14 protein-coding genes are annotated in these 12620 nt (G+C 72.0%); 2 read left to right on the forward strand and 12 right to left on the reverse strand.

Annotation, left to right across the window (positions count from 1 at the left end; translation table 11 throughout):
* Positions 1-2: 2 nt before the first annotated feature.
* Genes ACIBK1_RS08820 through ACIBK1_RS08840 form a run of 5 tightly spaced genes read right to left on the reverse strand, consistent with a single transcriptional unit; the run spans position 3 to position 5061 of the window.
* Positions 3-965: an ADP-ribosylglycohydrolase family protein gene (locus ACIBK1_RS08820; protein WP_396733544.1), complete on the reverse strand. Its 963-nt coding sequence runs from the start codon at positions 963-965 to the stop codon at positions 3-5.
* On the reverse strand, positions 962-2269 hold the full coding sequence (locus ACIBK1_RS08825) for an ABC transporter substrate-binding protein (RefSeq protein WP_030505183.1): 1308 nt from the start codon (positions 2267-2269) through the stop codon (positions 962-964). The genes ACIBK1_RS08820 and ACIBK1_RS08825 overlap by 4 nt, the downstream gene beginning before the upstream one ends.
* Before the next feature lie 32 nt (positions 2270-2301).
* On the reverse strand, positions 2302-3120 hold the full coding sequence (locus ACIBK1_RS08830) for a carbohydrate ABC transporter permease (protein ID WP_030505184.1): 819 nt from the start codon (positions 3118-3120) through the stop codon (positions 2302-2304).
* Position 3121: 1 nt separating this feature from the next.
* Positions 3122-4021: a carbohydrate ABC transporter permease gene (locus tag ACIBK1_RS08835; RefSeq protein WP_081903164.1), complete on the reverse strand. Its 900-nt coding sequence runs from the start codon at positions 4019-4021 to the stop codon at positions 3122-3124.
* Complete coding sequence (locus ACIBK1_RS08840; protein ID WP_076433611.1) at positions 4018-5061, reverse strand: LacI family DNA-binding transcriptional regulator; 1044 nt, start codon at positions 5059-5061, stop codon at positions 4018-4020. The genes ACIBK1_RS08835 and ACIBK1_RS08840 overlap by 4 nt, the downstream gene beginning before the upstream one ends.
* Positions 5062-5403: 342 nt before the next feature.
* Between ACIBK1_RS08840 and ACIBK1_RS08845 the strand changes: the two genes are divergently transcribed.
* Positions 5404-6150, forward strand: coding sequence for a sirohydrochlorin chelatase (locus ACIBK1_RS08845; protein ID WP_081903165.1), 747 nt, complete (start codon positions 5404-5406; stop codon positions 6148-6150).
* Positions 6151-6173: 23 nt separating this feature from the next.
* On the opposite strand, the gene ACIBK1_RS08850 is transcribed toward ACIBK1_RS08845, so the two are convergent.
* The 6 genes from ACIBK1_RS08850 to ACIBK1_RS08875 all read right to left on the reverse strand — a co-directional run bounded on the left by ACIBK1_RS08850 (position 6174) and on the right by ACIBK1_RS08875 (position 9709).
* On the reverse strand, positions 6174-6758 hold the full coding sequence (locus tag ACIBK1_RS08850) for a TetR/AcrR family transcriptional regulator (protein ID WP_036404709.1): 585 nt from the start codon (positions 6756-6758) through the stop codon (positions 6174-6176).
* 1 nt (position 6759) lies between these two features.
* Positions 6760-7137 carry a hypothetical protein gene (locus ACIBK1_RS08855; RefSeq protein WP_396733550.1) on the reverse strand — a complete coding sequence of 126 codons (378 nt, stop codon included), beginning with the start codon at positions 7135-7137 and terminating at the stop codon, positions 6760-6762.
* A 94-nt stretch (positions 7138-7231) separates the two neighbouring features.
* Positions 7232-7939, reverse strand: a complete 708-nt coding sequence (locus ACIBK1_RS08860) for a GNAT family N-acetyltransferase (RefSeq protein WP_030505190.1) — start codon at positions 7937-7939, stop codon at positions 7232-7234.
* 103 nt (positions 7940-8042) lie between these two features.
* Positions 8043-8405 carry a DUF2203 domain-containing protein gene (locus tag ACIBK1_RS08865; protein ID WP_030505191.1) on the reverse strand — a complete coding sequence of 121 codons (363 nt, stop codon included), beginning with the start codon at positions 8403-8405 and terminating at the stop codon, positions 8043-8045.
* 34 nt (positions 8406-8439) lie between these two features.
* Complete coding sequence (locus tag ACIBK1_RS08870) at positions 8440-8811, reverse strand: VOC family protein (protein WP_030505192.1); 372 nt, start codon at positions 8809-8811, stop codon at positions 8440-8442.
* Positions 8812-8821: 10 nt separating this feature from the next.
* Entirely contained in the window at positions 8822-9709 is an 888-nt protein-coding gene (locus ACIBK1_RS08875) for a helix-turn-helix transcriptional regulator (protein ID WP_051761106.1), read from the reverse strand.
* A 102-nt stretch (positions 9710-9811) separates the two neighbouring features.
* Here ACIBK1_RS08875 and ACIBK1_RS08880 point away from each other — a divergent pair, with 102 nt between their 5' ends.
* Positions 9812-11209, forward strand: a complete 1398-nt coding sequence (locus tag ACIBK1_RS08880; RefSeq protein ID WP_081903167.1) for an MFS transporter — start codon at positions 9812-9814, stop codon at positions 11207-11209.
* A gap of 28 nt (positions 11210-11237) precedes the next feature.
* Here the strand turns inward: ACIBK1_RS08880 and gdhA are convergent, their stop codons facing one another.
* A complete protein-coding gene (gene gdhA, locus ACIBK1_RS08885; RefSeq protein WP_030505195.1) occupies positions 11238-12581 on the reverse strand; it encodes an NADP-specific glutamate dehydrogenase in 1344 nt (447 codons plus the stop codon).
* Positions 12582-12620: the final 39 nt, after the last annotated feature.

Below are 12620 nucleotides of genomic sequence, written 5' to 3' on the forward strand. Positions count from 1 at the left end.
TCCTACATTCCTTTCACGATCTCGTCGGCGACGTCGCGGACGTCCCGTCCGGCGACCACGGGCAGGCAGCGGCCCGCCACCGGGCCGATGCGCTCGGCCCAGCGCGCGGGCACCGCCGCCTCGCCGCGGCCCGCCCCCGCGAGAGCCCCGGCGACGGCGGCGGTGGTGTCGGCGTCCCTGCCGAGGTTGGCCGCGATGACGACCGACGCCTCGACCTCCCCACCGCCCGCCGTGTAGGCGGCGAACGCAAGGGCGACCGCCTCGGGCGCCAGGTCGGTCCACGGGTAGTGCGCCATCACGACGGCGTCGTGGAGGGCGCGTCCCAGGAGGGGGCGGGACGTGCGGGCGGCGACGTCGAGCGCGGCGCGGAGACTGCGGGCCGTCCAGGAGTCCTCCGGCACCGCCCGCAGGGCCGCCGTGGCCACCTCTGCGGGCGAGGCGCCGGTCATCGCGACCGCGACCGCCGCGGCCACCGCCCGGCCGCCGAATATCCCCTCGCCGGTGTGGCTCACCCGCCCGTCGGTCTCCGCCAGCCGCGCCGCCTCGTCCGGGTCGCCCGCCGCGAAGATCCCGTACGGCGCGGCCCGCATGGCGAGGCCGTCGGACCAGCCGTGGGCGTGCCACCGGCCGGTCAGCGGCGGCCGCAGCCCACGGCGCAGGGCCTCGACGGTGCCGAGTTCGGAGAACCCGGCGCCGCGCATCGGCCCGTCGAGCCGCGCCACGATCTCCTCGCGCCAGGCCCGCGCCACGTCCTCGGAAGTGAGCGCGTGGCCGTGGCGCAGGAGCACGGTGGCGGCGAAGATCGTGTATTCGGTGTCGTCGGTGCCGCCGCGCTCGATCTCGGTGAGCACGCCCCACCGGGCGGCGATCTCCTCGGGAGCGAGGTTCTCCGCGGGGGCGCCCAGGGCGTCGCCGGCGGCGAGGCCGAGCAGGCAGCCCCGGGCGCGGTCGCGTACGGAGGTCAACGGCTGTACCGCTCCAGCACCTTGTTCCCCTCCTCGACGAGCCGCTTGGCCAGCTCGTCCAGGCTGATCTTGTCGGCGAAGTACTCCTGCATCGCGGGCGTGGCCACCTTGCTCTTCCACTCGTCGAACCCGTTCACCTTGAGGAACGGCGCGACGACGAGGTCCTTCGCCGAGGCGGTGGCGACGTCCCACCCGTTCTCCTCCGTGGTGAGCGCGGGATCCTTGGCCGCGGACGTGCTGGTGGGCAGCAGCCAGTCACCCTTGGCCAGTTTCGCCTGGTTCGGGCCGTTCAGGAAGTAGGCGATGAACTTCAGCGCCTCGTCGGGGTGCTTGCTGTCGGCGGCGACCGACAGCGTCTGGGAGACCGCGCCCTGCTGGGAGGTCTGTCCCCGCAGCGGGGGCAGCGTGACCCACTCGAACCCGCTCGGCGCCTGCTCGGCGACCTGCTGGCGCAGGTAGACCCCGGCAGGGACGATCGCGTACTTGCCGGCGAAGAAGCCCGGCAGCGGGTCGGCGGTGCCCATGCCCAGCGCGGACGGGTCGGCCGACTTGTCGGTGTAGAGCTGGTCGTGGATGCGCTGGAGCACCTCGCGCTCCTGCGGCCCGACCTTCACCGTGGTCTTGCCGTTCTGCGTGTCGAAGAAGGTGCCGCCGAAGTTGAGCGCCAGGTTGAGCACCTTGTTGACCGGCGACTTCATCGGCCAGGCCACGCCGTACGCGCCCTTCGCGGTGAGCTTCTTCGACACGTCGGCGAACTCGTCCCACGTCCACGGGGAGTCCGGGGTGGGCACGCGCACGCCGGCGCCGTCGAGCAGCTTCTTGTTGGCGATGAGCACCTGCGACTCCTGCAGGAACGGCACGCCGTACACGCCCTGGCCGCTCTTGCCGTCGGAGAAGGTGACCGTGTCCCATGCGGCCTGCGGGATGTCGCTCTTCAGCTCGGCGGGGACCTTGCCGGTGAGGTCGAGCAGGAAGCCCCGCGAGGCGAAGCTCGACAGCGCCGGGGAGTCGTCGTGGATGACGTCCGGCGGGTCGCCGGCCTCGAACGAGGTCACGAGCTGGTCGTTGACGTTGTCCCAGCTCCCCTGGACGTACTCGACCTGGATCTTCGGGTTGGCCGTGTTCCAGTCGGCGACGATCTGCTTGTTGGCCTCGATCGACTCCTTCTGCCAGGCCAGGCTGAGGAAGCGCAGCTTCACCGGCTCCCCGGACGCGGCGTCGCCGCCGCCGTCGCCGCCGCTCCCGCACGCGGCCGCCGCGAGCGCGACCGCCGCCACAGCCAGCGCGGCACTCAATCTCTTCATCGAGACCCTCCTATCAGGTGTCGCCATGCGGGTCAGCCCTTGACGGCCCCGGCCATCAGGCCGGACCGCAGGCGCCGCTGGATGATGGCGAAGAAGACGAGACTCGGCACGGTCGCGAGCAGCGACGCCGCGGCCAGAGGGCCGAGCCTGGCGACTCCCTCCGGGCCGACGAAGCGCACCAGCGTCAGCGGAAGGGTCTCCACCTCGGGATCCTTGAGGATCACGAGGGCGAACATGAACTCGTTCCAGGACGAGATGAAGCTGAACAGCAGCGTCGCGACCACGCCGGGCGCGAGCAGCGGCGCGACGACGGCGGCCAGTGCGCGCAGCCGCCCCGCGCCGTCGACGGCCGCCGCCTCCTCCAGCTCGCGCGGCACCGCCCGCACGTATCCGCGCAGCATCCACAGCGCGAACGGCAGGACGAAGGTGACGTGCACGAGCGTGAGCCCGGCGAGGGTGTTCACCAGTTCCAGCCGCCGCAGCACCATGAACAGCGGAATGATGATCAGGACGACCGGGAAGACCTGGCTGACCAGCACCCAGCCGATCGCGATCCGGCCGGCCACGCCGCGGAAGCGGGCCAGCGCGTACGCCGCGGGCAGCGCGAGCGCCACCGTGATCAGGGCGGTGGCGACCGCGACGACGAGGCTGCGCAGCCCCGCGCCGAGCAGGTCCTGCTCCGCGAAGGCGTCGGCGAAGTTGGCCAGGGTGGGCCGGCGCGGGATCCACGTGGGATCGAGGGCGGCCATCTCCTGCGGCGTCTTCAGCGCCGTGGACAGCAGCCACAGCAGCGGGAACGCCAGGAACACGACGTATCCCAGCAGGGCGAGGTACTTCAGCGGGCGGGTCATGTCAGTCTCCCTCCCGCGCCTGCCGCCACAGGTACAGGCCCAGCACGACCAGCACGACGATCGTGATCGCCACGCCGAGCGTCGCGGCGTATCCGAAGAAGCCGTACCGGAACGCCTCCTCGTACGCGAACAGCATGGGCAGCCGGGTCCGCCCGCCCGGCCCGCCCTGGGTGAGCACGTAGACCAGGCTGAACTGGTTGATGTTCCACACGAAGTCGAGCGAGGTGATGGCCACGATCACGGGCCGCAGCTGCGGCAGCGTGACGTTCCAGAACCGCCGCCAGACTCCCGCGCCGTCCACGCTGACCGCCTCGTACAGCTCCCCGGGCACGTTCTGCAGGCCGGCGAGCAGCACGACCGTGGTCTGCGGCATGCCGGTCCAGACCCCCACGACGATGACCGCGGGCAGCGCGAGGGAGAAGTCGTGCAGCCAGTCGACGTCCGAACCGAACAGGCCGTTGAGCAGGCCCGCGTCCGGGTGATAGACCAGCCGCCACATCAGGCCGACCACCACGGGCGGCATCGCCCACGGCACGACCGCGAGCACCCGGGCGACGCCGCGCAGGCGCAGGTCCTGGTTCAGCAGCAGCGCGAGCCCCAGCGAGGCGAGGAACTGCAACACGGTCACCGACAGGCCCCACACCATGCCGATCCGGAACGACTCCCAGAAGTCGCCGTCCGACAGCAGCTCGGCGAAGTTCTCCAGGCCCACGAACGAGGTCTCGGTGTTGCGGCCGGACCGCGCGTCGGTGAAGGCCAGCAGGATGCCGTAGACCAGGGGGCCCACGCTGAACAGCAGCACCGGCACCAGCGCGGGGAGCAGCAGCGCGAGCCCGTTTCCGGACCGGAACACGCGCGGCGGCCCGCCTCCCGCGCCGCCGTGCGCGGCGACCGCGGTCATCGGGCGCCTCCCGGCGACGTCCCCGGAAGAGTGGTCGAGCCGCGGATGGTGAGGCTCGGCCGCACGACCACCACCCGCGGCTCGCGCGGGCCGTTCTGCAGCCGGTCGAGCAGCAGCCCGGCCGCCGCCCGGCCGCGCTCGGCCGAGCCGAGCGAGACGCTGGTCAGCGTCGGCCAGGTCACCGAGGCGAGGTCGGTGTCGTCCATGCCGACCACCGCCACGTCGCCGGGGACGTCCCTGCCCTGCTCACGCAGCACGTCGAGCGCGCCGAGCGCGATGAGGTCGTTGGCGCACATGAGCGCGTCCACGCCGGGCACGCGCGACAGCAGCGCCCGCGCGGCGCTCGCGCCGCTGTCGCGGTAGAAGTCGCCCACCTCGACGAGGTCCTCGTCGTACGGCAGGCCCAGCGCCTCCAGGGCCTCCCGGTAGGCGGCGGCACGGGCGGCGCCCGGAACGGTGTCGAGCGGGCCGTTGAGGAAGCCGATGCGCCGCCTGCCGATGGCGTGCAGGTGGTCGAGCGCGAGCCGCACACCGGTCCTGGAGTCGGTCCGCACGTTGTCCACCAGTGCGCCCTGCGGCATGTCGTCCGGCAGCGAGCCGATGACGACGACGGGGGCGCGCGCGGCGACGATGGCCTCGATGTGCTCCTCGGTGACGCCGCGCAGCGGGCTGATGATGAGGCCGTCCACGTAGCGCTCGCGCAGCCCGCGCAGCACGCCGAGCTCGTCCTCGGCCTCGCCGTCCGTGGAATGGATCAGGAGCCGGTAGCCGGCCTCCTTCAGCAGCGGCTGGATCTCGCGCACCATCGCCACGTAGACGGGGTTGCCGATGTCGGCCATGGCGAAGGCGATCTGGTCGGTGCGGCGGTTGCGCAGCGAGCGGGCGACCGAATTGGGGACGTAGCCGAGTTCGTCGGCCGCGCGCATGACGCGCCGCACGGTGTCCTCGCGCGTCGGCAGCCCGTTGAGCACTCGTGACACCGAGGCGATCGACACACCGGCGCGTTGCGCGATCGTGGTGATCGTGGGACCCTCGGTCAACGGCACCTCACTTGGAAGAGAGTGTCCTGTAATCGTTTACTGGCCGGTAACGTGCAGCAGTCTGTAAACGTTTACGGCCGGATGAGTCCATATCAAACCGGGTCCCCTGGGGAGCGTCAAGTAACGAACAGGTAAACCGTCTAGATCACCAAGCCGCAACAAGCCGCGCGTTGGTTCTGCTCTTCGACCAGATTCGCCCTAGAATCCGCCGATGTGAACGAAGGTCACGAGGACCCGCCGAAGCTCCCCATCAGAGAGCGCTCTCCTCGGCCTGGGACCGGCCGCCACCGACGGCCGCTCCCCGCCGACCTGCCGCCTGATGCGCCTGCTCTGGTCCTGGCGGTGCCGGGCAAGGCCGGGGACCCGGTGGGCTCGGGCGGTGACGTGGCCATGGAGGTCGCCTCCATCGTCAGGCTCGACAACCCGCAGATCGACCTTCGTATCGTCTCGCTGGCCGACGGCGGCGCCGACCTCACCAAGGAGTTCGCGTCCATCGCCGCCCAGCGGCCCGCGGAGGGACCGGCCGCGGTGGTCGTCCCGCTCGTCACCGGGCCCCATCCGCGCGTGCTGCGCGCCGTACGGGACGCCGTGACGCAGAGCGAGGCCGCGGTGCGGGTCACCGAGCCGCTCGGCCCGCACCCGCTGCTGGCCGAGGCCCTGCACGTGCGCCTGGCCGAGGCCGGCCTGGCCCGCGCCGACCGGATGCGCCTGTTCAACGTCTCGTCGCCGGTCGACGGGATCATCGTCGCGACCGCCGGGGGCGACGAGGCCGCCCGCGGCGCCGACGCGACGGCCGTCCTGCTGGCCGCCCGTCTGACGCTCCCCGTCGTCCCCGCCGCGCTGGACGGCCAGCCGAGCGTGCGCGACGCCGCCGAGCGCCTGCGCAACATCGGCGCCAACCGGCTCGCCATGGTGCCGTACGTCATCGGCCCCGAGACCGACCTCGATCGGATCACGGCGGCCGCCGGCTCGATCGGCGCCGGGTGCGCCGAGCCCCTCGGCGCGCACGAGTCCGTGGCCCGCATGGTGTGCGTGCGGTACGGCGCCGCCTTCGGCGGTTTCGACGGCTTCGACGACCTGTCCGACTGATTCCGGTCGCCCGCGCCGGCGGACTACTCGGCGCGGGTCGCGCGGTCGAACAGTTCGACCAGTTCGTCCGCGCAGACGCCGGGATCGGAACCGTCGACGACCCGCTCGGCCATCGTGTCGATGGACGCGCGCAGAGCCGCTCCCATCACCGTGCAGTCGAAGCTGCGGAAGGCCCCCGTACGCTGCCCGTCCGCGAACAGGGCCACGATCCTGGCGATCGCGGCGTCCCGTTCCGCGCCTCCGACAGGGGCCTTATTGAAGGCGATCTGCTGCACCGCGCGCACGTGCCCGGGATGGCGGGCGACGAAGGCGATGTTCGACCTGATGAACGCCTCCAGCTGAGCACGGGCTCCATGTGCGGCCTGAAGCGCCGGTCGCATGAAGGCCGCGGCGTCGGCGACGACCTGCTGGACGACGGCCTCGAACAGCCGGTCCTTGCTGGAGAAGTGGTAGGTGATCAGTCTTTTGCTGCTGAGCCCGGCATGCTCGCAGATGGCCTCGAACGTGGTCTCCGCGTAGCCGCGCTCGGCGAGCACGGCGATCGCCGCCGAGGCGATCTGAGCTCTGCGCGCCTCGGTGGCCACCTGACGGGTCCCAGGGCTTCTCATGTCACCTCAGCTTGCCACCCTTCGGGTACGCCTCGCGCACCGCACGCCGGTTGACGATCAGCGCGACGGCCGCGACCAGGACGCCGACCACGCCCTGCTCCGCCTTCATCCACATCGGATAGCCGCTGTCGGGCGCGAGCAGGATGAGCACGATGCCGATGGGCGCGGCGATGCTGACGAAGCGGATGCGCACGTACGCGGCCCTCTTGCCACCCGCGGCCTGCCCCGTCAGGGCGATGAGCCAGACGGACGCCGCGGCCACGGCCGCCCCGCGCAGCCACACCACCCAGGTGCCGCCGACGACGGCGGCCACGCCGAGTGCCGCGATCGAGATGACGAGGACGGCGACGAAGAGCGCCCGCACGACAGTCCATTTCAATTTGTTATCCATACGGATAAAGTTATACGCATGGATAACAAGTTGCCAAGCCCGAGCGCGTTGCCGACCCCGAGGTGACGTACGGATGTCTCGGTCAGCGCCGCACGAGAAGACTGATCTGGGCGCCGGCCTCCCGGAACCCGAGGGCCCGGGCGACGCGTCGCGACGGCTCTGGGCGCGCCCTCCACTGCGGCAGCAACCCTCCGGCGAGCGCGTCGGCCACCGCCGCCGAGGCCACGACTCGGGCCAGGCCACGGCCACGGCACCGGGCCGCCGTCAGGACGGACATGTGCGCCGCAGTGTCGAGCCACGGGCGATACCCGGCGGCGGCGACCACGTCCCGGCCGTCGCGGAGCACCCAGACCGCCGAGGAGATCTCCTCCACGGCGCTCTCCCCCGCGTCCCGCTCGCCCGCCGCGGCCGCCAGGGCGCCGATGTCCGGATGGCCCGCCGGCAGACGTTCGACCCGGGTGCCGGTGTGGGCGGGGGCGAAGTCTCCGGCGTCGAGGTACGCAAGCGTCGCCGGGCCCAGCACGTCGCGGACGGCAAGCCGGGCTGGCAGCGGGGAAGGATCCATACGGCCGGCGAGCAGGGCGTCGCGCAACGGCTCGGCCAGATCGGCGTCGGGCACGGTCACCAGGGCGGCGCCGTCCAGCGTCACAACGCCCGTCCATCCCGGCGGGCACAACCACGACTCGGGCGAGACCACCACGGCCACGTTCCCGGGACCGGGAAACGTGACAGGGACGCGGGCCAGCGCCGCCCACATCCGGCGGGCCCGATCCAGCGAGTTCCGGGACATCCCCTCATGATCCACGGCGTGCCCGCTTCGGAGAAGCCGCGATCGAGGCGACGACGATCAGGGCAGGCGAGGCCGACGGGTCACGGCAGGCGAGGCCGGCGGGTCATGGCAGGGCGCGGCGGCCGGGGAAGCCGAGGTCGCTGCGGTGATACCAGCCGAGGGCGGTCTCCCCCTCCAGCCAGCACAGCCGCACGGACACCTCGCCGAGCACGGCGGGGAAGTCGACGAGCAGCGGGGCGACGCCCTTGATCTCGATGTCCTCGGCGTCGAACCAGCTCAGGATCTCGTCCATCCGCGCCTCCAGGCCCTTGGCCTCCGGCACGCCGCCGAGGGGTGAGGCGCCCGAGTAGCGCAGGTCGTGGGTGAGCTCGGCCAGGTCGGCGCGTACGGCGACGAACGCGCGGGCGTGCTCCAGCACCGCCGGCATCAGCGACCTGGCCTCGTCGACCGTGAAGATCCTCGCCACCCTCCGGACGCTACCGCATCGCCCCGTCCGAGGCTCACAGGCGGCGGCGCAGCAGGCAGAACTCGTTGCCCTCCGGGTCGGCGAGCACGTGCCAGTCTTCCTCGCCGGTCTGGCCCACGTCGGCCGGCACGGCGCCGAGCTTCAGCAGGCGCTCCAGCTCCGCCTCCTGGTCGCGGTCGGTGGGGTTGACGTCGATGTGCAGGCGCAGCTTGTCCCGCTTGGGCTCGGGCACGGGCTCGAAGATGAGCGTCGGCTGGAGACCGCCGAAGCCGGTGCCGGGCGGCCCGATCTCCACCCAGCCGTCCTTGCGCTCGATCACCTCGAAGCCCAGCACCTCGCACCAGAAGGCGGCGAGCCGCTCGGGGTCGTGGCAGTCGACGATGAGTTCACTGATACGACAGGCCATGACAGCGGCTTTACCCGCGGACCGGCTCCCCATGCAGCGGGCAGTGGGCGACCTCCGGATGCACCGCCAGCCAATCGATGCGCTGCCTGCTCTCGTCGTCCATCGGCGTGTAGACCACGACGCGGGCCTCCGGCGGCGCCGCCAGCGCCATGCTGGTGGACGTCAGGCGGATCAGGCCCACCGACGAGTGCTTGAACAGCTTCATCCGGACGCCGGGCCTGGCCACCTCGTGCATCGCCCACATCCGGGCGAACTCCGGGCTGGCCGCCGACAGCCGGGTGACGAAACCCGACCAGGCCGGCTCTCCCACGTGCCTGCCGAAGGCGGCCCGCAGCGTGGCGACCATCTGCGGGAGCTCCTCGTTCTTGTTCACGAGCGGGCAGCAGCAGTCGGGCATGGTGAACACCCGCCACAGGACGTTGCGCTCCAGCCGCGGCCGATCGACCACGGACGCGAAGAGCGTGCCGTACGCCGCGTTCCAGGCGAGCAGGTCGTAACGCCCGCTGTAGACGCACGCGGGCAGCGGGCCGAGCTGGCGCAGGATCGTGTGCACCTCGGCGTCGAGGCCCTCCCCGTCGCCCGCCGGATCGGCGATCTCCGGCAGGTCCGCCAGCCGGTAGAGGTGCTCCCGTTCGGCCGCGTCCAGCCGCAGCGTGCGGGCGATGGCGTCGAGCACCTGCACCGACGCGTTGATGGGGCGGCCCTGCTCCAGCCAGGTGTACCAGGTCACGCCAACGCCCGCGAGCTGGGCGACCTCCTCCCGCCGCAGGCCCGGCGTACGGCGGCGCAGGCCGGGCGGCAGGCCGACGTCCTCGGGCCGGATCCGCTCGCGCCTGCTGCGCAGGAAGGCCGCGAGCTCCTCACGCCTGGTGTTCCTGATGCGCGTCCCCGTCGTCACCTCCCCATCCTCGCGGCTGCGCGACCGCGTTGCCAGGTGGTGTCAGTACCAGTATCCGCAGGCTCTCGTTACCGGTATCCGGGCGGCCGCATCGTTGCCTGCATGACCACCGTCACCACCCGCGCGCCGGCCGCGCGGCGAACCTCGCAGGCTCTGCTGCTCACCGTCATCCTGGCGGGGCAGTTCATGGCCATCCTCGACGCCACCATCGTCAACGTCGCCGCGCCCACGATGCGCGCCGATCTCGGGGCCACCGGCTCCGGGCTGCAACTCGTCATCTCCGGCTACACCGTCGCGTACGCCATGCTGCTGATCACCGGGGCGCGCCTCGGGGGGCTGCTCGGCTACCGGCGGCTGTTCCTCACCGGGCTCGCGGTGTTCACGGCCGCGTCGCTGATGTGCGGGCTCGCCCCGTCGACCGGCGTGCTGATCGCCTTCCGGCTGGTGCAGGGCGCGGGAGCCGCCCTGATGGTGCCCCAGGTGCTCAGCCTGATCCAGGTCACCTTCGACGGCGCCTCGCGGGGGCGGGCGCTCGGCGTCTACGCCACGGTCATCTCGGCCGGCGCGGTCGTCGGACAGGTGCTCGGCGGGCTGCTGGTGACCGCCGACCTGTTCGGCACGGCCTGGCGGCCGGTCTTCCTGGTCAACGTGCCGATCGGGCTCGCCCTGCTGGCCGTCGGAGCGCGGAGGCTGCCCGCCGTGCACGTGCGGCGTGAGCAGGGTCTCGACGTGCCCGGCCTGGTCACCCTGTCGCTCGCCGTCTGCCTGCTGGTCGTGCCGCTCGTGCTCGGGCACGAGGAGAACTGGCCGCTGTGGGGGTGGGTCGCGATGGGCCTGTCGGTTCTCGCGTTCTGCGCGTTCCTGCTCGTGGAGCGGCGTACGGCGCATCCGCTCGTCCCCGGCCGCCTGCTGCGCGCCCCCGGCGTGGCCGCCGCCGCGTCCGGCATCTTCCTCGTGATGGCGGCCTACGGCGGCTGGCTGTTCGCCATGGCCCTCCACCTGCAGGGCGGCCTCGGCGACAGCGCCCTGCGGGCGGGCTGCCTGTTCATCCCCGCGGCCGCCGCCTTCGGGCTGACCAGCCTCAACTGGAAGCGGCTGCCGGCCCGCCTGCACCGGCCGGTGATCGTCGCCGCCGCCGTCGTCACCGCCGCGGGCGAACTGGCCCTGGCGGCGGCGCTGTCCGGCGGCGGCCACGGCGAGCCGCTGCTGGAGATCAGCTTCGCGGCCATCGGCGCCGGAATGGCGGGCACCTTCAGCCCGCTCATGGCGGTGGCGCTGGCCCGGGTCGCGCCCGCCGACGCGGCCGACGCCAGCGGCCTGCTGGCGATGATGCTCCAGCTCGGCCAGGTCGTCGGCGTGGCCGTCTTCGGCACGCTGTTCCTCAGCCTCGCCCCGTCCGCGCACGCCGCCACGGCGACGTCGCTGTGGCTGGCCGCGGTCTCGCTGGCCGCAGGCGGGTGCGCGCTGCCTCTCCTGCGCACCCGCCGGGACCCGGGATGAGCACCCGTCTGAGCACCCGGGCGGGCGTTCAGATGAGGCCGAGTGCGAGCATCGCGTCCGCGACCCTCCTGAAGCCGTCGATGTTCGCGCCGGCCACGTAGTCGCCCGGCATGCCGTACGCGTCGGCGGTCTCCAGGCAGCGGGCGTGGATGTCGCTCATGATCTCCTGGAGCCGCCGCTCGGAGAACTCGAACGTCCACGAGTCGCGGCTGGCGTTCTGCTGCATCTCCAAGGCGCTGGTGGCCACGCCGCCCGCGTTGGCGGCCTTGCCGGGACCGAAGGCCACGCCGGCCTCCTGGAACACCCGGATGCCCTCCGGCGTGGTCGGCATGTTGGCGCCCTCGCCGACCGCGACGCACCCGCCCCGCACGAGCGCCTCGGCGTCCTTGCCGGTGACCTCGTTCTGCGTGGCCGACGGCAGCGCCACCTCGCAGGGCACCTCCCACACGCTGCGCCCGGACACGTACGTCGCCTCGGCGCCGCGGCGCTCGGCGTACGCGCTGAGGCGGCGCCGTTCGACCTCCTTGACCTGCTTGAGGAGGTCGAGGTCGATGCCCTTCTCGTCCACCACGTAGCCGGAGGAGTCGGAGCAGGCCACGACGACGCCGCCCAGCTCGTTCACCTTCTCGATGGCGTAGATGGCGACGTTGCCCGAGCCCGAGACGACCGTCCGCTTGCCGTCGAACGACGTGCCCCGGGCCTTGAGCATCTCCTCGACGAAGAACGCGCAGCCGTAGCCGGTGGCCTCGGTGCGGACCTGGGCGCCGCCGTACGCCAGGCCCTTGCCGGTGATCACGCCGGACTCGTACCGGTTGGTGATGCGCTTGTACTGGCCGAACAGGTAACCGATCTCCCGGCCCCCGACGCCGATGTCCCCCGCCGGCACGTCGGTGTTCTCGCCCAGGTGCCGATAGAGCTCGGTCATGAAGCTCTGGCAGAAGCGCATGATCTCCCGGTCGGAACGGCCCTTCGGGTCGAAGTCCGAGCCGCCCTTGCCCGCGCCGATCGGCAGGCCGGTCAGGCTGTTCTTGAAGATCTGCTCGACCGCCAGGAACTTGATGATGCCGAGGTAGACGGAGGGGTGGAAGCGCAGGCCGCCCTTGTACGGCCCGAGTGCGCTGTTGAACTCCACCCGGAAGCCGCGGTTGATGTGCACCTCTCCCCGGTCGTCCTCCCAGGGCACCCGGAAGATGATCTGCCGTTCCGGCTCGAAGATCCGCTCGATGATCTTCTGCTCCGCATACTCGGGGTGCTTCCCGAGCACCGGGCCGATGCTCTCCAGCACCTCGCGTACCGCCTGATGGAACTCGGTCTCACCGGGATTGCGGCGCAGGACGTTGTCGTAAACGGCCTCGAGCCTCTCGTGCAGCATCAACCACTCCCTTGTTGTCTGGTTCCTCCCCATTTCACA

The organism is Microbispora rosea, from assembly GCF_044460045.1.
Classification (GTDB): Bacteria; Actinomycetota; Actinomycetes; order Streptosporangiales; family Streptosporangiaceae; genus Microbispora; species Microbispora rosea.